We start from the raw sequence: 19,627 nt of genomic DNA on the forward strand, positions 1-19,627 counted from the left end.
CGATGAACAAGATCAAACGAATCGATCCGCGTCGGCCGTTCATCATCACGGCCGCCGGCCTGAAGCGCATCACGCTCGGCGAGGAAGGCAGCGCCGATGCGAGCGCCGCGCAGTGGCCCGCGCACGGCCACGCGGCGGCGGCCGCGAAGCCGCGCCGCGCGGTGCAGGACCCGAAGCGCGTGCTGCTCGTCGTCGCGCACGGCGAGCGCGGCGCGCTCGACGATCACGCGCGGCAGGCGATCGCCGCCGCCGCGCTGCTCGCCGATGCGCAGACGGAAGTCGCGCTGCTCGCGTTCGGCGAACTGAAGGACGACGTGGCCGAGCTCGGCGTCGACAAGCTCGTCGAACTGGCGGGCTTCGACCGCCGCGCATTCGCGCCTGAAAGCGAACTGCAGGCATTGCAGGCGTGCGTGGCCGCATTGGCGCCGAAGCACGTGTTCGTTCCCGACAACGCGACGGGCGACGGCGATCTCGGCCGGCGTTACGCGGCGGCCGCCGGCGCGAGCGTCGCGACGCACGTGGTCGAGATCGACGCGCAGCACGTCGGCGCCTATGCGCACGCCGGACGCGCGTTCGCGACGCGCGCGCTGCCCGACGTGATCCTGCTCGCGCCGAACGCGGTCGACACGAAGCTGCCGTTCGTCGGCGCCGGCGAACGGCTGGCCGCCGACTTCATCCGCCCGGCCGCCGATGCCGCGCAGCCGTACCGCGACCTCGGCCTCGAGGAGCTCGACGCCGCGCAGGTCGCGCTCGAGGAAGCCGACTTCATCGTGTCGGCCGGCAACGGCGTATCGGACATCGCCGCGTTCGAGCGGCTGGCCGGCGTGTTCGGCGCGGCGATCGGCGCGAGCCGGGTCGCCGTGGACAACGGCCACTTCACGCGCGACAAGCAGGTCGGCGCGACCGGCAAGACGGTCGAGGCGAGCGTGTACATCGCGTTCGGCATCTCGGGCGCGGTGCAGCACCTGCAGGGCATCAAGGACTGCCGCCACGTGATCGCGGTGAACCTCGACGGCAGCGCGCCGATCGCGAAGCGCGCGAACCTGACGGTGGTCGGCGATGCGCAGGCGACGATCGCCGCGCTGATCGAACAGGTGCAGGCCGCGCGCGCGGCGCGCGGGCAATCGCCGGCCGCGGTCGGCACCCACGAACCGGAAGGAGTCGCAGCATGAACGCACCCCGCCAGTTGCAACGCATCGCGGTGCTCGTGTCGGTCGGCCGGCATCCGGTCAGCGGCACCGCGCGCTACAGCCGCAACGACGCGGCCGCGCTCGAGATCGGCCGCCAGCTCGCGGAGCGGCATCGCGCGCAGCTCGACGTGATCCATGCGGGCGATCCGGCCACCGCGGCGCTTGCCGAATACCTCGCGCTCGGCGCGCGGGAAGTCGAGGTGCTCGCCTCCCGCGACGGCGACGATGCCGCGCACGCGCTGGCCGCGCGCGTCGACGGATACGACCTCGTGCTGACCGGCACGCGCGCGGAAGGCGCGTACGACACCGGGATGCTTCCGTATCGCGTCGCCGCGGCGCTCGGCTATCCGCTCGTCGGCTCGGCCGTCGACGTGACGATCGACGGCGGCCGCGCGGCGATTCGGCAATTTTTGCCGAAAGGGCTGCGGCGGCGCGTCGACGCCGCGCTGCCGGCGGTCGTCGCCGTGCATCCGCTCGCGAATGCGCAGCCGCGCTATGCGTATGCGCGGCTGCGGGCCGGCACGATCCGCCCGACGCTCGCCGCGACCGGCGCGGACGCCGACGCGGCCGCATGGAAGGTCGGCGCGATCGAGCGTAAACCCGTGAAGCTCGCGGCGGCCGAGAAGCGCTCCGGGCACGCGCGGATGCTGTCCGCGACGACGACCGAAAGCCGCGGCGGAAACGTCGTAAATGAAGGGAGTTCGGTCGAAAAAGCACAAGTGATCCTCGCGTATTTGCGCGAGCATCAGCTCATCGACTACTGATTTTGATGCCTGTCGGCAACACACACTGGGATGCAAGGAATCCGGAGCAAACGATGAAAGTATCGGCAGACATTCGTGCACTGATCGAGCGGCGCAAGGAAGGCTACAGCCTCGAGGCGCCGTTTTACACGAGCGAGGAGATCTTCGCGCTCGACATGGAAGCGATCTTCCGCCAGCACTGGATCCAGGTGGCGGTCGAGCCCGACATTCCCGAGCCGGGCGACTACGTGACGGTCGAGCTCGGCAGCGACTCGATCCTGATCGTGCGCGACGACGACATGGAAATCCGCGCATTCCACAACGTGTGCCGCCATCGCGGCGCGCGCCTGTGCAACGAGGACAAGGGCTCGGTCGGCAACATCGTGTGCCCGTACCACAGCTGGACCTACAACCTGACCGGCCAGCTGATGTTCGCCGAGCACATGGGCGAGAAGTTCGACCGCTGCAAGCACAGCCTGAAGCCGGTGCACGTCGAGAACCTCGCGGGCCTGATCTTCATCTGCCTGGCCGACGAGCCGCCGGCCGACTTCGCGCAGATGCGCGCCGCGATGGAGCCGTACCTGCTGCCGCACGATCTGCCGAACACGAAGATCGCCGCGCAGATCGACATCATCGAGGAAGGCAACTGGAAGCTCACGATGGAGAACAACCGCGAGTGCTATCACTGCGTCGCGAACCATCCGGAGCTGACGATCTCGCTGTACGAATACGGGTTCGGCTACCAGCGCTCGGAGGCGAACGCCGAAGGGATGGACGCGTTCGCGGAAACCTGCATCCGCCGCGGCAAGGAATGGGCCGAGATGGGGCTGCCGTCGGTCGAGATCGAGAAGCTGCTCGACGTGACCGGCTTTCGCACGCAGCGCCTGCCGCTCGATCGCAGCGGCGAATCGCAGACGCTCGACGCGAAGGTCGCGTCGAAGAAGCTGCTCGGCGAATTCCGTCAGGCCGATCTCGGCGGGCTGTCGTTCTGGACGCAGCCGAACTCGTGGCACCACTTCATGAGCGACCACATCGTCACGTTCTCGGTGATTCCGCTGTCGGCCGGCAAGACGCTCGTGCGCACGAAGTGGCTCGTGCACAAGGACGCGAAGGAAGGCATCGACTACGACGTGAAGAACCTGACGGCCGTGTGGAACGCGACCAACGACCAGGATCGCGCGCTCGTCGAGTTCTCGCAGCGCGGCGCGAACAGCAGCGCATACGAGCCCGGACCGTATTCGCCGTACACGGAAGGCCTCGTCGAGAAGTTCTCGGCGTGGTACATCGGCCGGCTCGCCGAAAAGACCGGCGCGTAGCCGTCGCGGCGTACAAGCGGAGTCACGAATGAAACCATCCCCACGCTCACTTTGCGCGCGGCCCGTCCACGGTGCCGCGCGCTGCGCCGGGGCGCCCCTGCGGAGGCAGACATGATGCGAGATGCAGCGAATTTCGAGCCGGCCGACAGCCGGGTCACGCGCCCGGCGTTCTGGAACGCGCTGCCCGAGCGCTGGACGAGCGACGTCGAGGAAACGCTGGTGTGCTGCCAGGTCCGGCAGGAAACGCATGACGTGAAGAGCTTCTTCTTCCGTTCGCCGCAAGGCCGCGCGTTCTCGTTCGAGCCCGGCCAGTTCATCACGCTCGAGCTCGACATCGACGGCGAGACGATCAACCGCTGCTACACGATTTCGTCGTCGCCGGCGCGGCCGCACACGATCTCGATCACGGTCAAGCGCGTGCCGGGCGGCAAGGTGTCGAACTGGCTGCACGACAACCTGCAGCCGGGCGCATCCGTGCGCGTGCTCGGCCCGGCCGGCGAATTCACGTGCGCGCGGCATCCGGCGCGCAAGTATCTGTTCCTGTCGGCCGGTTCGGGCATCACGCCGCTGATGTCGATGAGCCGCGCGCATCACGACCTCGCCGAGGATCGCGACATCGTGTTCGTGCACAGCGCCCGCACGCCGGACGACATCATCTTCGCGCGCGAGCTCGATCTGATCGCGTCGAATCATACGAACTTCCGCACGTCGTTCGTCGTCGAGCGCGTCGGCGCGCGCACGAACTGGCCGGGCGTCACGGGCTTCCTGACGCTGCCGCTGCTGAAGCTGATCGCGCCGGACTTCATGGAGCGCGAGGTCTTCACGTGCGGCCCGGCGCCGTACATGAAGGCGGTGCGCGACCTGCTCGACGAAGCCGGATTCGACCGCAGCCGCTATCACGAGGAAAGCTTCTCGTTCGAAACGCTCGCGCAGACCGCGAGCGACGACGTGCGCGCGGAGCTCGCGCCGCTCGCGGACGGCGCCGACGTCGCGACCAAGCAGTTCAAGGTCAGCTTCGCGAAGAGCAATCGCGAGATCGCGTGCGGCTCCGGGCAGCACGTGCTCGACGCCGCACGGCAGTCGGGCGTGCGGCTGCCCGCATCGTGCACGCAGGGCATGTGCGGCACCTGCAAGGTGAAGCTGGTGTCGGGGCAGGTCGACATGAAGCACAACGGCGGCATCCGCCAGCGCGAGATCGACCAGGGGATGGTGCTGCTGTGCTGCAGCAAGCCGCTGTCGGACCTCGTCATCGACAAGTAACTAAAAAAAGCGCCATCGGGTGTCCGCGGACGTCGTCTGCGGACAAGCATCTGTCGGAAAACGACGATACCGCGGAATTGTGGTTGAAGAACCTAGAGAGACAACGCGCACGGTGCGCATATCAAGGAGATCGACCATGAAGCTACTCGGAAAACTGTTGTGGACCGGCGTCCTGTCGGCGACGATGGCGTTGAGCGCATCGGCGTTCGCGGATACGAAGCCGACGCTGAAGATCGGCTACGTCGAAGGCTGGGACGACAGCGTCGCGACGTCGAACGTCGCCGCGCGGATCATCGAAAAGAAGCTCGGCTATCAGGTGCAGCTCGTGCCGGTCGCGGCCGGGATCATGTGGCAGGGCGTCGCGCGCGGCGATCTCGACGCGACGCTGTCCGCATGGCTGCCCGTCACGCACGGGTCGTACTGGGACGAATACAAGAGCAAGGTCGTCGATCTCGGCGCGAACTTCCCCGACGCGAAGATCGGCCTGATCGTGCCGGCGTACGTAAAGGCGAAGAGCATCGAGGATCTGAACGCGGAGAAGAGCAGCTTCGGCGGGCGCATCGTCGGCATCGACGCAGGCGCAGGCGTGATGCGCAAGACCGACGACGCGATCAAGAGCTACGGCCTCAGCTATACGCTGATGCCGAGCTCGGGCAGCGCGATGACGGCCGAGCTGTCGCGCTCGGTGAACGCGAACAAGCCGGTGATCGTGACCGGCTGGGCGCCGCACTGGATGTTCGCGAAATGGAAGCTGCGCTTCCTCGACGATCCGAAGAAAGTGTTCGGCGGCGCCGAGCACGTCGACAGCGTCGTGAATCCGTCGCTCGAAACGAAGGCGAAGCCGGTCGTCGCGTTCCTGAAGAAATTCCAGTGGAAGCCGGGCGAAATCGACAGCGTGATGCTGGCGATCCAGAACGGCTCGAAGCCGGAAGCGGCCGCCGACGCATGGATCGCAGCGCATGCGGACCGCGTCAACGCGTGGACGGAAGGCGCGCAATAAGCGGTCGACGATCCGCGTCACGAAACGTCTGAACCACACGCCGGGAATGCCGGGCAGGAATCCGAACGAAACGCGGTGAACTGCTTGCATGTCCCGGCATTTCGTTGCCGATTCGGCAAAATCCCCGCAAGTTGTTACACTACGGCCCTTGCGCAAGAGTCATCACAGCTTTGCATGGGACCAGAGCAAGCGTCACGGCGCCGCTCTGATCAACAGGAGGAATTGGATGAGTCAGGCAGGACTGCGTGCGAATCGCACCAGTGACGTTGAGGCAACGATCTCAGATGATTCGACGGGCCACACGCTGCATCGTGGCCTGACCTGGAAGGACGCATTCTGGGTAACGAGCGGTGTGCCGGCAGGCGTACTGTTCACGATCGGCGGCGTATGTGCGACGATCGGCCAGCCCGCGTGGGCGATCTGGATCGCCGCGATCACGATGGGGCTGATTCAAAGCGCGACTTATGCGGAAATATCGGGGCTGTTTCCGCATAAATCGGGCGGCGCGTCGGTATACGGCGCGATCGGCTGGGTCCGTTACAGCAAGCTGATTGCCCCGGTTTCCGTGTGGTGCAACTGGCTCGCCTGGTCGCCGATGCTCGCACTCGGCTGCGGGCTTGCCGCGAGCTACGCACTCACGAGTCTCTTCCCCGCCGATGCGGCGGTGCTGCAATGGCAGCTCAAGGTCGCGGATCTGGGTTTCATCAAGCCCGGTCTGTCGCTGCGGATCAACGCGACGTTCATCATCGCGACGATCCTGCTTCTCGTCACGTTCAAGCTTCAGCACAGCGGCGCGTCGAAGGCCGCGCGTACACAGCGCATTCTCGGCATCGCGTCGCTGACGCCGCTGCTGATCGTCGGCATCGTCCCGTTCGTCACCGGCGACGTGCCGATGTCGAACCTGCTCCCGCTGCTGCCGCTCGGTCACGACGCGCACGGCAATCTCACGGCCGCGACGTTCGGCACGTGGAACGGGCAGGGCGTCGTGATGGCGCTCGGCGCGATGTTCATGGCCGGCTGGGCGTCGTACGGCTTCGAGACGGCCGTCTGCTACACGCGCGAATTCCGCGATCCGCGCCGCGACACCGCGAAGGCGATCTTCTGGTCGGGCGCACTGTGTCTCGTCGTGATGACGCTCGTGCCGATGGCGTTTCAGGGCGCGCTCGGCACGCAGGCGATGCTCGATCCGGCGATCGGCGACGGCACCGGCGTCGCGGCCGCGATGGCGAAGATCGTCGGCGGCGGCGCGTGGATCGCGAACGCGGTCGTCGTGATGCTGATGCTGTCGATCCTGCTGATCGTGATGACGTCGATGATGGGCTCGTCGCGCACGCTGTATCAGGCGTCGGTCGACGGCTGGCTGCCGAAGTATCTGTCGCACGTGAACGCGCACGGCGCACCGACGCGCGCGATGTGGACCGATCTCGGCTTCAACCTCGTGCTGCTGATGATGTCGGACTACATGACGGTGCTGTCGATCTCGAACGTCTGCTACATGCTGTTCGTGTTCCTGAACCTGCAGTCGGGCTGGATTCACCGGATGGATCGCGGCGCGTGGGAACGGCCGTTCCGCTGCCCGACGTGGCTGCTCGTCGCGGGTTCGATCTGCGGCTATGCGAACCTCGTCTACGTCGGCGCCGGTGCGAATCTGCAGGGCGAAGGCACGCTGCGCAACGGGCTGATCGCGATGCTGTTGATCGTGCCGGTGTTCGTCTATCGGCACTACTGGCAGGATCGCGGGCGTTTCCCCGCGCAGATGCAGCGCGACATGGAGCTCGAAGTGCCGAAGCGCGCGATGTGGCTGAACCTGATGCCGTACGCGGCGCTGCTCGGTGCCGCGCTGACGATCTGGCTGTCCTACTACTTCGCGTGGGTGAAGTGACGATCGCGGCGCGACACGCGTCGCGATCGCGATCGTAAAAGAAGCCCCGGCCGGCGCGCTGCCGGTCGGGGCTTTTTCGTGTGCCGCCGGTTACGACGGACGAACGCGCGGCGCGCTTGCACGGCCGAACGCGCGGTGCGCTTACGGGAACACCACGGTCCGGTCGCCGTTCAGGAATACGCGCCGCTCGATGAACGCCTTCACCGCGCGCGCGAGCGTGATGCATTCGACGTCGCGGCCGACCGCGAGCAGCTGCTCGGGGCGCAGCGCGTGATCGACGCGCTCGACGACCTGCTCGATGATCGGGCCTTCGTCGAGATCGTCGGTGACGAAGTGCGCGGTCGCGCCGATCAGCTTCACGCCGCGCGCGTGCGCCTGGTGATACGGCTTCGCGCCCTTGAAGCCGGGCAGGAACGAATGGTGGATGTTGATCGCGCGATTCGCGAGCTTCGCGCTGGTTTCCTGCGACAGCACCTGCATGTAGCGCGCGAGGATCACCAGCTCGGCGCCGCTCGTGTCGAAGAAGTCCAGCCACTGCGCTTCCTGCTGCGCCTTCGTGTCGGGCGTGATCGGGAAGTGACGGAACGGCAGCCCGTGCTGCGCGGCGAGCGGCTCGAAGTCCGGATGGTTCGACACGATGCCGACGATGTCCATCTTCAGCTCGCCCATCCGCCAGCGGAACAACAGGTCCGCGAGGCAGTGCTCGAGCTTCGACACCATGATCAGCACCTTCGGCCGCGCGTTCACGTCGTGGATCGCCCACTGCGCGTCGCTGCCGACGCCGGCCGCGATCGGCGCGAATTCCTGGCGCAGCGCGTCGATCTGCAGCGTTTCGTCGGTCGGATGAAACACGCAGCGCACGAAGAAGCGGTTGCTCAGATCGTCGTCGAACACGTTCAGCGCATCGACGTAGCAGCGATGGCGATCGAGAAAACCGACGACGGCGGCGACCTGGCCGGCCGCGCTCGTGCACGACAGCGTCAGGACGAATTGTTCGGGACGTTGGACGTCGCTCATGGGGCTCCTCTGGTCTCGGTGGGCGCTTCGCAGCCGCGAATCGCGATGCTGTAGTAAATCAGGCCAGATTTCGAGCGGATAGAACCGACGCGCCGTGTGACTGGTATCGGTGCGTCAGCGCGGCCGGCGGCGGGTGCCGCGCGGCGAACGCTTCACGCGCCGGCGCACGCGTCGAGCAGCCAGCGGCGGAACACGTGCGTCGCGTCGGGCTCGGGCCGCTGCGGCGGGCGCACCAGAAAGTAGCCGCGCGACGTGACGACCGGCGCGTCGACGAGCTTCACGAGCTGCCCGGTCGCGACCAGTTCGTCGACGAGCGGCGACCAGCCGAGCGCGACGCCTTCGCCGAGCAGCGCCGCATGGATCACGAGCGCATAGCTGTTGAACGTGACGCCGCGCGCGGCGGCTTGCGCGTCGAGACCGTGCGCGTCGAACCAGCCCGGCCACGACAGCCAGCGCTCGGGGCGCGTCGGCTGCACGTGCAGCAGCGGCAGCGCGGACAGATGCTCGGGCCGCGACACGTGCGCATGCGCGTCGCGGAACGCGGGCGAGCACACGGGCGTCACCGATTCCGGAAAGAGCCGCGCGGCCGTGCACGACGGCCAATGCCCGTCGCCGAACAGGATCGCGATGTCGGCATGATCGCGCTGCGCGTCGTAGTCCTGCGACGTGACCACGCGCACGTCGACGTCCGGCATCACGCGCTTCAACCCCGCGAGGCGCGGCATCAGCCAGTACGTCGCGAACCCGAAGTCGGTGACGATCGTCAGCGCGCCGTGCTCGCGGCGCGCGCGCAGCGTCGCGGTCGCGCCGCGCAGCGTGTCGAGGCTCAGCCGCACCGCTTCGTACAGGCACTGGCCGTCGGTCGTCAGCGTGACGCCGCGCGGGCTGCGCTCGAACAGCGGCACGCCGAGTTCGGCCTCGAGCTGGAACACCTGCTGGCTGACGGCCGGCTGCGTCGAACCGAGTTCGCGCGCGGCGGCGGTGAAGCTCGCGAGGCGCGCGGCCGATTCGAACGCGCGCAGCGCCTGCATCGACGGTAACGGTTCGGGTTTGGACATAAGTCTCTCTAATGGCCCCATAAGGGCCGGACGCCTTCCCGCGCGAATTCGGGCGGGCGATAGTGCATCGGACGGCACGGCGCTGCGCCGCCCTTGTCGCGATTCTAGCCAGTCGCGGCGCAGCTGCGCGGGACTTTGTGCAGGCCGCGTCCGTCATTCCGGCTGCGCTGCCGCTCGAACGGCGCGCCGTTCCAATCGAACACCGATTTCCTCACGATCGCCGATGACGAACCCGACACCGAACCTCCTGATCCTGATGGCCGACCAGTTGACGCCGTTCGCGCTGCCCGCGTACGGCAACCGCGTCGCACGCACGCCCACGCTCGACCGGCTCGCGGCGCAAGGCGTCGTGTTCGACGCCGCGTACTGCGCGAGCCCGCTGTGCGCGCCGTCGCGCTTTTCGCTGCTGACCGGCAAGCTGCCGTCCGGAATCGGCGCCTACGATAACGCCGCCGAATTGCCGGCGCAAACGCTGACGTTCGCGCATTACCTGCGCGCGGCCGGCTACCGGACGATGCTGTCCGGCAAGATGCATTTCTGCGGGCCCGACCAGCTGCACGGCTTCGAGGAGCGGCTGACGACCGACATCTACCCGGCCGACTTCGGCTGGGTGCCCGACTGGGACAAGCCGACCGAGCGGCCGAGCTGGTATCACAACATGAGCTCGGTGCTCGACGCCGGCCCGTGCGTGCGGACGAACCAGCTCGACTTCGACGACGAAGTGACGTTCGCCGCGAAGCAGAAGCTGTACGACGTCGCGCGCGAGCGCGCGGCCGGGCGCGATGCGCGGCCGTTCTGCATGGTCGTGTCGCTCACGCATCCGCACGATCCGTACGCGATCACGCGCGAATACTGGGATCTGTACAGCGACGACGACATCGACATGCCGGCGGTGCGGCTCGACGCGGCCGACAGCGATCCGCATTCGCAGCGGCTGCGCTTCGTCTGCGAAAACGACCGCACGCCGCCGACCGATGCGCAGATTCGCGCGGCGCGCCGCGCGTACTACGGCGCGACGTCGTACGTCGACGCGCAGTTCGGCAGCGTGCTGGCCGCGCTCGAGCAATGCGGATTCGCCGACGACACGATCGTGATCGTCACGTCCGACCACGGCGACATGCTCGGCGAGCGCGGGCTCTGGTACAAGATGACGTTCTTCGAGGGCGGCTGCCGCGTGCCGCTGATCGTCCATGCGCCGCGCCGCTTCGATGCGGCGCGCGTGCGCGGGCCCGTGTCGCACGTGGACCTGCTGCCGACGCTCGTCGATCTCGCCGGCGCCGCGCCGGCGGGCGAATGGCCGGACGCGGTCGACGGCGCGAGCCTCGTTCCGCATCTGCGCGGCGCGCCCGCGCACGACGTCGCGCTCGGCGAATATCTGGCGGAAGGCGCGGTCGCGCCGATCGTGATGATTCGCCGCGGCGACTGGAAGTACGTGCATTGCCCGGCCGATCCCGACCAGCTGTACAACCTCGCGGACGATCCGCGCGAGCTGACGAACCTGGCCGGCTCGCCCGACGCGGCGGACGTGCTCGCCGCGTTTCGCGCGGAAGCCGCACGGCGCTGGAATCTGCCCGAACTCGACCGGCAGGTGCGCGCGAGCCAGCGCCGCCGCCGTTTTCATTACGCGGCGACGACGCAGGGCCGCATTCAGGCGTGGGACTGGCAGCCGTTCACGGACGCGAGCCAGCGCTACATGCGCAATCACATCGAGCTCGACACGCTCGAGGCGATGGCGCGCTTTCCGCGCGTCGGGCGCTGAGCGTCCCGCATCGCGATCATCGATGAACGACGGAGGAGGAAAGGTACGATGAAACGGCAATCGAATGCTGCAATCCGGATCGGCGCGGCGCTCGCCGCGGCCGCCTGCATGGTCGGCATGCCGGCCGCACACGCGGCCGAGCCGCAGGCGTGCCGCGACGTGCGGATGGCCGCGCCCGGCTGGACGGACATCGACGCGACGAATGCGATGGCGGGCGTCGTGCTGAAGGCGCTCGGCTACCGGCAGGACGTCGCGAACCTGTCGGTGCCGATCACGTACCAGGGGCTGAAGAAAGGGCAGGTCGACGTGTTCCTCGGCAACTGGATGCCCGCGCAGGCGCCGCTCGTGAAGCCGTTCGTCGACGACAAGTCGATCGACGTGCTGCACGCGAACCTGAGCGGCGCGAAGTTCACGCTCGCGGTGCCCGACTACGTCGCGGCCGCCGGCGTGCATACGTTCGCCGATCTCGCGCGCTACGCGGACCGCTTCGGCGGCAAGATCTACGGGATCGAGCCGGGCGCGCCCGCGAACCAGAACATCAAGCGGATGCTGTCCGACCACGCGCTCGGCCCGGCGAACTGGTCGCTCGTCGAATCGAGCGAAACCGGGATGCTCACGCAGGTCGAGCGTGCGGTGCGCGACAAGCGCTGGATCGTGTTCCTCGCGTGGGAGCCGCATCTGATGAACACGAAGTTCAAGCTGACGTACCTGTCCGGCGGCGACGCGTATTTCGGTCCGAACTACGGCGGCGCGACCGTCAACACGGTGGCCCGCGCCGGCTTCGCCGACCAGTGCACGAACCTCGCGCGCCTGTTCCGGCAGATGACGTTCTCCGTCGACGTCGAGAACCGGATGATCGCCGACATGCTGGAAAAGAAGACGCCGCCTGCGCTCGCCGCGCAACACGCGCTGAAGGCCGACCCGTCGCTGCTCGCCGGCTGGCTGGACGGCGTGACGACCGCTGCCGGCGCCCCCGGCCTGCCGGCCGTGCGCGCGGCGCTCGACGGCCGCTGAGCGTGCGGCGGACGGGCGGCGTTTGCCGTACCGCCCGTCTCCGTGTTTTCCCGACCGGTCGCATCGAGACCATTTGGTGTCGCCTTCAGACGGGTCGCCCGAAATATGGGTTTGTATTTTTCGCCCATGGCTGCGTTATTGCGAAAAATGAAATGCCGAAGCCAGCGGACGTACTGAATTCGAATCAGCCGGCGTATTGCGGCGCGCGCCCGGCCACGGTTCTTTCCATCGAACGGTTCAGGGAGGGTGGTCGACAATGAAGCAATCGAAAGTTGCCGTAGCCGCCGCGCTTGCATGCGCGGCCTGCATTCCCGCGGTCGGGCATGCGCAGAGCAGCGTGACGCTGTACGGGATCATCGACGGGGGCATCACCTACGTGAACAACACGGGCGGCTCGCACGTGTTCAAGTTCGACGACGGCGTCGCATACGGCAACCGCTTCGGGCTGAAGGGCACCGAAGATCTCGGCGGCGGGCTGAAGGCGGTGTTCGCGCTCGAGAGCGGCTTCCGGCTCGGCACCGGCCAGCTCAACTTCGGCGGCGCCGAGTTCGGCCGGCAGGCTTACGTCGGGCTGCAGAACAACTGGGGTACGCTGTCGTTCGGCAACCAGCTCGACATCACGAACGAGCTCGTGTCGATCTACAACATCTCGGCATGGGGCAGCGGCTACGCGATCCATCAGGGCGACTTCGACCGCTTCAACGGCGACCGCCTGCCGAACTCCGTCAAGTTCCTGTCGAACGATCTGAACGGCTTCAAGTTCGGCGCGATGTATTCGTTCGGCAACGTCGCCGGCAACTTCCACCGCAACAGCGCATGGAGCGCGGGCGCAAGCTTCACGAAAGGCGACTTCTCGATCGGCGCCGCGTACACGCGCCTGAACAACCCGAACGGCATCTATGCGTTCGACCCGTACGCGATGATCGGTACGCACACGTTCCTCGGCCAGCAGACCGTCACCGTCGATCCGGCGACCGGCCAGCGCACCGACCTGTTCGCGAACACGCCGATGGACGTCGACAGCCAGGGCACGTTCGGCGTCGGCGCGAGCTACACGATCGGCAAGCTGACGCTCGACGCGAACTACTCGTACACGACGATCAAGGGCTTCGGCCAGTCGTCGCACATGCAGGTGTACGAAGGCGGCGGCCTGTATCAGTTCACGCCGGCGCTGAGCTTCATCGCCGGCTACCAGCACACGCGCTTCGAAGGCCATCACTGGAACCAGGGCACGGCGGGCCTCCACTACCTGCTGTCGAAGCGTACCGACGTGTACATCTCCGGCGACTACCTGCGTGCGTCGAACGGCGTCGATGCGGTGATCGGCTACAGCTTCACGCCGTCGACGACGCAAACGCAGGCCGACGTGCGGATCGGGATGCGGCATTCGTTCTGAACGCGGTGCGGGCGGCCTCGCGGCCGCTTCAGTCTTGTGACGTCTTCAGCGAGGTCTCTCTTTCGCGCGAACTACGGTTCGCGCTTTTTTTTTGCGCGCGGCGGCGCGCGGCCGGCTTGCCGCGTTTCGCATATCATCGCGGTCTGGCGGCGACATGGCCGCCCGACCGGCCGTCTGCCGCGCAGGCAGCCGCTTGCCGACTTCGCTCACGTCCGCCCGATGACCGCCCCGTTACCCGAATCCCTGTCGTCTTCCCCGTTGCCCGCGAACCTGTTCCGCCATGCGCCGTTCCGGCGCTTCTGGGGCACGCGCGTGATGTCGTCGCTGGCTTTCCAGATCCTTTCGGTCGCGATCGGCTGGTACGTCTATGCGCTCACGCACAGCGCGTTCGCGCTCGGCCTCGTCGGCCTCGCGCAGTTCGTGCCGATGTTCGCGCTGACGCTCGTCGTCGGGCAGGTTGCCGACCGCTACGATCGCCGCCGCATCGCGACGATCTGCCAGAGCGTCGAAGCGCTCGCGGCGGCGGTGTTCCTGCTCGGCGCCGCGCAGGGATGGCTCGGCGCGCCCGGCGTCTATGCGCTTGCGGCGATCGTCGGTACCGCGCGCGCGTTCGAGTCGCCGTCGGTGTCGTCGCTGCTGCCGGCCGTCGTGCCGCGCACCGACCTGCCGCGCGCGACCGCGCTGTCGACGTCCGCGAACCAGGCCGCGCAGATTCTCGGGCCCGCGTTCGGCGGGCTGCTGTACGGACTCGGCGCGCCGGTCGCGTTCGGCACGAGCGTCGTCGCCTTCGCGCTCGCCGCGACGCTGAGCGGCACGATTCCGCTGCGCAGCGCGCCGCCCGCGCGCGAGCCGGTCACGCTGCGTTCGGTGTTTTCCGGGATCGCGTTCATCCGGCGCGAGCCGGCGATTCTCGGCGCGCTGTCGCTCGACCTGTTCGCGGTGCTGTTCGGCGGTGCGACCGCGCTGCTGCCGATCTATGCGCGCGACATCCTGCAGGTCGGTCCGTGGGGGCTCGGCGCACTGCGCGCGGCGCCGGCGGTCGGCGCGCTCGCCGGCACGCTGTGGCTTACGCGCTTTCCGTTGAAGGTTCGTCCCGGCCGCGCGATGTTCGGCGGCGTGATCGCGTTCGGCATCGCGACCATCGTGTTCGGCATGTCGCGGCATTTTGCGCTGTCGCTCGTCGCGCTCGCGGCGCTAGGCGCATCGGACGTGGTCAGCGTCGTCGTGCGGCTGTCGCTCGTGCAGCTGCGCACGCCGGACGACATGCTCGGGCGCGTGAGCGCGGTCAATTCGTTGTTCATCGGAACGTCGAATCAGCTCGGCGAATTCGAATCGGGCGTGACGGCCGCGTGGTGGGGCGCACCGACGGCGATCGTCGTCGGCGGCGTCGCGACGATCGCCGTCGCGCTCGCGTGGATGCGGCTCTTTCCGCAGCTCACGTACATGAAGTCGCTGGAGCGCGATCGTTGACGGCGGGTGGGCCGCGCGGCCCGCGCCGACTTCCGTCGCGTCGTACGACCGAATCGTGAAACCTGAAGACCGAGTGCTGTAATGGCGGACGAAATCTGGAATCGACTCGAAGCTTTTGCGCGAGAGGAGCTCGGCCGGCCGATCTTTGGCGGCGCGCTGAAACTGACGCCGGACAGCAGGCTCGAAGAAGACCTTCGCGTAACGGGCGTCGATGCCGTCGAGTTCATCGACAAATGGGCGGAGAAATTCGGTGTGGCCGCTCAGGGCTTTCCTTACAGCCGATACTTCGGGCCCGATAGTTGGGATGTCGTCGGATCGGTGCTGGGAATCTTCTCGAACCAGTATCGTGACCCGCCGCTCGTCCCGCTGACGCTTGGCATGCTGGCCGAAGCCATGCGACGCGGGCAGTGGGATACGGCTGAAATCGAGGCTGCGGCGCGCGATCGGCACTGAATCCGGCCAGACTACGGCGAGCCGCCGACGCGGCTCGGCGTGCCGATCGCGCTCGGCGGCTTCAGCCCGAAACCGGCACTACGCGCACGGCCGTCCCGTAGCAGATCACTTCCGTCACGCCCGCGCCGATTTCCGTCGAGTCGTAGCGCATTGCGACGACCGCATTCGCGCCGAGCTTGCGCGCGTCGTCGAGCATCTTGTCGAATGCGTGCTGGCGCGCCGTTTCGCACAGCGACGTATAGAGCGTGATGTTGCCGCCGAACAGCGTCTGCAGCGACGCGCCGATCGACCCGACGATCGAGCGCGAGCGCACGACGATGCCCTGGACGACGCCGAGCGAGCGGACGATCGTGTGATCCGGAAGATCGAAGGCGGTCGTGACGCGATCGGACGACAGCGTCTCGGCGGAGCGGGAGAATTCGGTCATGGTGGCGTACCGTGATGCGCGAGTGAGCGGATAGCGATTCTATCCGGAACACGCCAGGTGCCTGAGCCACGCATGCATGTGCACATGCTCGTACCCGCGGAGAACCGCTCGCGCTCGATCGATGCGACGGACTCGCACATCCCGGCAACGTCACGCCGTATTCACCGGCGTCGCCTCGCCGGCCCGGCGGCGACACGATGGACGATCAACGCGTCGGATGCCGGTCGCTGCGCGGACTCACGCCGAAGCGCGCACGATACGTGCGCGAGAAATGCGACGGCGATTCGAACCCGCACGCGACGCACACCGACGTGATGCTCATGTCGGTCTGCTGCAGCAGTTCGCGCGCGCGATCGAGCCGCAGGTTCAGATAGAAGCGCGTCGGCGTGTCGTTCAGCGTCGCGCTGAACAGCCGTTCGAGCTGGCGCCGCGTGATCGACACTTCGTGCGCGAGCGCATCGGAGCCGAGCGGATTCTCCATGTGCCGCTGCATCGTGCCGATCACCTGGATCAGCTTGCGGTTGTGCACGCCGTAGCGCGCGGCGATCTCGAGCCGCTGGCTGTCCGAGCGCTGCCGGATGCGGCTGACGACGAACTGTTCGGAGATCGCCGCGGCGAGATCGGCGCCGTGTCGTCGGCCGATCAGGTCGAGCATCATGTCGATCGACGCGGTGCCGCCTGCGCAGGTGATGCGCCGGTCGTCGATCTCGAACAGCTCCTGCGTCGCGTTCAGGTTCGGATAGCGTTCGCGGAACGCGGCGAGCGCTTCCCAGTGCAGCGTCAGCGACTGCGATGCATCGAACAGCGCGGCTTCCGCGAGCACGAAGCTGCCGGTATCGATCCCGCCGAGCGTCGCGCCGTGCCGATGCTGGCGCCGCAGCCAGTCGCCGAGCGCACGGTCGTAGCACGCGAGCGGCTCGAAGCCCGCGACGACGAACACGGTGTCGACGCGCGCGACGTCCGCATACGCGGCTTCGGCCGCGACCGGGATGCCGTTGCTCGCGGCGACGGGCGCGCCGTCGGCGCTGAGCACGTGCCAGCGATACAGGTCGCTGCGAAAGCGATTCGCGACGCGCAGCGGTTCGACCGCCGACATGAAGCCGAGCGCGGAGAAGCCGGGCAGCAGCAGGAAATGGAAATCCTCGGGCATCGGAGCGTGAGATGGAATCAACGATACGTCGCGCGTCGTGCGAGGCTGCGGCGCGAGCCGCCATGCGCTGCGCCGCCGCGCGACGGCCGAACGGTCTGCCGCAGATTATCGCGGGTTTCGCGCCGGTTCAGCGCGATTTTGCATCGCGCGCCGAGCGGCGCTGCGTGGTCGACGGCAGCTCGCCGAACTGCGCGTTGTATGCGTTCGCGAAATGTCCGAGATGAATGAAGCCCCAGTGCGCGGCCGCATCGGCGATCGACAGATCGGACTGCCGCGTGTCGAGCAGCATCCGCCGCACCTGCGCGAGGCGCAGCGAGCGCACGTAGTTCAGCGGACTGGTCTGCACGACGGACTGGAAGCTGTTCTGCATCGTGCGGCGGCTCACGCGCAGGTGCGCGCACAGGCTCAGGATGTCGACCGGCGCTTCCGGATGCGCGATCACGTAGTCGTGCACACGGCGCACGATGTCGGCGCGGCACGCGTGCGTGAGGCGATGGGACGCGTCGGGCATCCGGTACGTGAGCAGATCGACGAGCACGTTGCCGACGTCGCCGCGCAGCTCGGCCTGCGTGCGCGCGTCGCGCAGCGCGTCCGGCGCGGCGAGCGCGCGTTCGAGCAGCGTCGCGAGCTGCACGCCCGCGCGCATGCGCACGGCCATCGGCAAGTCGGTCACGCCGCGCCGCAGCGTGCGCTCGTCGACGCGCAGCCCGGCGGCGTCCACGATCTGCTGCATCAGCGCCGCATCGACGAGCACGCCGACCAGCGACATGTCGTCGGGCGAATGCAGTTCGAACGGTGCGCCGCCGCGCGCCAGCACGATCATCCCGCGTTCGATGCATGCACCGTCGAACGCGAACGTGCCGGCGCCGGTGAGCGGCATGCCGAACACGGTGTGACCGGCAGGCAGCCAGCCGCGCTGCGTGATCCGGACGTTCGCGGTTTCCTGAAACAGCTGCAGGCCGTCGAGCGTCGCGTGCTTGACCGCGCTGCGATACGCGCCGGGGCCGATCTGGTCGTAGCGCTGGTCCCAGCCGCGCAGCGCTTCGGCATGCCGGTCTGCGTCGTCGAACGTTTGGTGAAACACCAGCACAGCGCCTCCCGGTAGCGTGCAAACGGCGCAAGATTAAACCGGCCGCCCGGTCGGCGCAACAAGCCCGAGGGTTATTCCGGGCGCGCCGTTCAGAGGGCCGGAGCGCGCGCGCCGCGCGCGGCTTTCAAGCGGTTTTCCAATATCCCGAATCGGCACGCACGCGTTGCCGGTCCGGGTGCTGACGCGATTTATTGTCGAACTACAGTCGCCCCACATCACACGATTTCCGACTGGAGGCGACATGAGGACAACGCGACGAGCCGCGGCGCTCACGGCGACGCTGGCGCTCGCTGCGACATCGGCCGGCGGCGCGCACGCAGCAGAGAAACCGGAAGAACTGGTCGTGCAGAAGATGCCGCCATGGCATCCGCACGAGGTCTACGTGGTCGACATCTCGATGCCGTCGATGACCGACGGACGCATCTACGTGTACGACGCCGACGCGAAAAAGCTGCTCGGCCAGATCGACGCCGGCTTCGTGCCCGGCCTCGCGATTTCCCCCGATCACAAGACCAGCTTCGTCGCGACGACGTACTTCTCGCGCGGCTCGCACGGCGCGCGCACGGACGTCGTCGAACTCACCGACAACACGACGCTCGACCACGCAGGCGAGATCGCGATTCCGGCGAAGCACGGGCAGCACGTGCCTTCGCCGTACAACACCGCGTTCAGCGCCGACGGCAAGCGGCTGTACGTCGCGAACATCACGCCGGCCGCATCGGTGACGGTGATCGACGCGGTATCGAAGAAGGTGCTGTCCGAGATCGATACGGCCGCGTGCGTGCTCGCGTATCCGAGCGCGAACGACCGCTTCACCGCGCTCTGCGAAAGCGGCAAGGCGCTGACGGTCACGCTCGACGCGAACGGTCGAGAAGTGAAGCGCACGATGTCGGACGCGTTCATCGACGTCGATCGCGATCCGGCGTTCGTCAACGCGTCGCCGTATCGCGGCGGCTATCTGTTCACGACGTTCGGCGGCAACGTGCGGCGCGCGGACTTCGGCGGCGACCAGCCGTCGTTCGGCCGGCCGTGGTCGCTGCTGACCGACGCCGAGCGCGCGCAAGGATGGCGCCCCGGCGGCATGCAGCAGACGGCGGTGCACGCGAAGCTCGACCGCTACTACGTGCTGATGCACAAGGGCGATGCGTACTCGCACAAGGATCCGGGCACGCAGGTGTGGGTGTACGACCTGAAGGCGCGGCAGCGGATCGCGCGCTGGGATCTCGCGCAGCAGAAGGTCGACCCGCTCGTGTCGATCCAGGTCAGCAACGACGACGAGCCGCTGCTGTACGGACTGACGGGGACGTCCGACCTCGTCGTGATGGACGCGCGCAGTGGCACGCTGCGGCACGTCGGGAAGCAGATCGGCAACACGTCGACGCTGCTCGTCAACCCGTGAGGC

17 protein-coding genes are annotated in these 19,627 nt (G+C 67.6%); 12 read left to right on the forward strand and 5 right to left on the reverse strand.

All coding sequences use genetic code 11. The features are described 5' to 3' along the window. Nucleotides 1–2 precede the first annotated feature (2 nt). From BUB20358_RS01560 to BUB20358_RS01585, 6 genes are all read left to right on the forward strand, one after another. Complete coding sequence (locus BUB20358_RS01560) at nt 3–1,172, forward strand: electron transfer flavoprotein subunit alpha/FixB family protein (RefSeq protein WP_006766380.1); 1,170 nt, start codon at nt 3–5, stop codon at nt 1,170–1,172. Next, nucleotides 1,169–1,954: an electron transfer flavoprotein subunit beta/FixA family protein gene (locus tag BUB20358_RS01565; protein ID WP_006766379.1), complete on the forward strand. Its 786-nt coding sequence runs from the start codon at nt 1,169–1,171 to the stop codon at nt 1,952–1,954. The genes BUB20358_RS01560 and BUB20358_RS01565 overlap by 4 nt, the downstream gene beginning before the upstream one ends. Before the next feature lie 53 nt (nt 1,955–2,007). Continuing rightward, complete coding sequence (locus BUB20358_RS01570; RefSeq protein ID WP_035974490.1) at nt 2,008–3,249, forward strand: aromatic ring-hydroxylating oxygenase subunit alpha; 1,242 nt, start codon at nt 2,008–2,010, stop codon at nt 3,247–3,249. A gap of 111 nt (nt 3,250–3,360) precedes the next feature. Beyond that, nucleotides 3,361–4,509 (forward strand): FAD-binding oxidoreductase, encoded by a 1,149-nt coding sequence (locus BUB20358_RS01575; protein ID WP_006766377.1) that lies wholly within the window; start codon nt 3,361–3,363, stop codon nt 4,507–4,509. Nucleotides 4,510–4,645: 136 nt separating this feature from the next. Further along, the gene (locus BUB20358_RS01580; RefSeq protein ID WP_035974487.1) at nt 4,646–5,509 is read left to right on the forward strand and encodes a glycine betaine ABC transporter substrate-binding protein; all 864 of its coding nucleotides are present in this window, start codon (nt 4,646–4,648) and stop codon (nt 5,507–5,509) included. A gap of 226 nt (nt 5,510–5,735) precedes the next feature. Next, nucleotides 5,736–7,391, forward strand: a complete 1,656-nt coding sequence (locus tag BUB20358_RS01585; protein ID WP_006766375.1) for a trimethylamine N-oxide permease — start codon at nt 5,736–5,738, stop codon at nt 7,389–7,391. A 141-nt stretch (nt 7,392–7,532) separates the two neighbouring features. Here the strand turns inward: BUB20358_RS01585 and purU are convergent, their stop codons facing one another. Together purU and BUB20358_RS01595 are read right to left on the reverse strand one after the other, a co-directional pair. Beyond that, complete coding sequence (gene purU, locus BUB20358_RS01590) at nt 7,533–8,408, reverse strand: formyltetrahydrofolate deformylase (protein WP_006766374.1); 876 nt, start codon at nt 8,406–8,408, stop codon at nt 7,533–7,535. Between the two features lie 152 nt (nt 8,409–8,560). Further along, entirely contained in the window at nt 8,561–9,466 is a 906-nt protein-coding gene (locus tag BUB20358_RS01595) for a choline sulfate utilization transcriptional regulator (RefSeq protein ID WP_035974485.1), read from the reverse strand. Nucleotides 9,467–9,689: 223 nt separating this feature from the next. Between BUB20358_RS01595 and betC the strand changes: the two genes are divergently transcribed. The 5 genes from betC (at nt 9,690) to BUB20358_RS01620 (ending at nt 15,558) form a co-directional block, all read left to right on the forward strand. Continuing rightward, on the forward strand, nt 9,690–11,225 hold the full coding sequence (betC, locus tag BUB20358_RS01600) for a choline-sulfatase (protein ID WP_006766372.1): 1,536 nt from the start codon (nt 9,690–9,692) through the stop codon (nt 11,223–11,225). Nucleotides 11,226–11,273: 48 nt separating this feature from the next. After that, nucleotides 11,274–12,239, forward strand: a complete 966-nt coding sequence (gene choX / locus BUB20358_RS01605; protein ID WP_006766371.1) for a choline ABC transporter substrate-binding protein — start codon at nt 11,274–11,276, stop codon at nt 12,237–12,239. Nucleotides 12,240–12,495: 256 nt separating this feature from the next. Further along, nucleotides 12,496–13,635: a porin gene (locus BUB20358_RS01610; protein WP_006766370.1), complete on the forward strand. Its 1,140-nt coding sequence runs from the start codon at nt 12,496–12,498 to the stop codon at nt 13,633–13,635. A 219-nt stretch (nt 13,636–13,854) separates the two neighbouring features. Further along, nucleotides 13,855–15,105, forward strand: coding sequence for an MFS transporter (locus BUB20358_RS01615; protein ID WP_045552232.1), 1,251 nt, complete (start codon nt 13,855–13,857; stop codon nt 15,103–15,105). Between the two features lie 81 nt (nt 15,106–15,186). Further along, the gene (locus BUB20358_RS01620; protein ID WP_006766368.1) at nt 15,187–15,558 is read left to right on the forward strand and encodes a DUF1493 family protein; all 372 of its coding nucleotides are present in this window, start codon (nt 15,187–15,189) and stop codon (nt 15,556–15,558) included. 61 nt (nt 15,559–15,619) lie between these two features. On the opposite strand, the gene BUB20358_RS01625 is transcribed toward BUB20358_RS01620, so the two are convergent. The 3 genes from BUB20358_RS01625 to BUB20358_RS01635 all read right to left on the reverse strand — a co-directional run bounded on the left by BUB20358_RS01625 (nt 15,620) and on the right by BUB20358_RS01635 (nt 18,225). Further along, the gene (locus BUB20358_RS01625; RefSeq protein WP_006766367.1) at nt 15,620–15,985 is read right to left on the reverse strand and encodes a YbjQ family protein; all 366 of its coding nucleotides are present in this window, start codon (nt 15,983–15,985) and stop codon (nt 15,620–15,622) included. A 205-nt stretch (nt 15,986–16,190) separates the two neighbouring features. Next, a complete protein-coding gene (locus tag BUB20358_RS01630; RefSeq protein ID WP_006766366.1) occupies nt 16,191–17,135 on the reverse strand; it encodes a GlxA family transcriptional regulator in 945 nt (314 codons plus the stop codon). Nucleotides 17,136–17,262: 127 nt separating this feature from the next. Next, on the reverse strand, nt 17,263–18,225 hold the full coding sequence (locus tag BUB20358_RS01635; protein WP_006766365.1) for a helix-turn-helix domain-containing protein: 963 nt from the start codon (nt 18,223–18,225) through the stop codon (nt 17,263–17,265). 241 nt (nt 18,226–18,466) lie between these two features. On the opposite strand from BUB20358_RS01635, the gene BUB20358_RS01640 reads away from it, so the two are divergent. Continuing rightward, nucleotides 18,467–19,624 (forward strand): amine dehydrogenase large subunit, encoded by a 1,158-nt coding sequence (locus tag BUB20358_RS01640; protein WP_006766364.1) that lies wholly within the window; start codon nt 18,467–18,469, stop codon nt 19,622–19,624. Nucleotides 19,625–19,627: the final 3 nt, after the last annotated feature.

Origin of the sequence: Burkholderia dolosa, assembly GCF_902499135.1 — a bacterium.
Classification (GTDB): Bacteria; Pseudomonadota; Gammaproteobacteria; order Burkholderiales; family Burkholderiaceae; genus Burkholderia; species Burkholderia dolosa.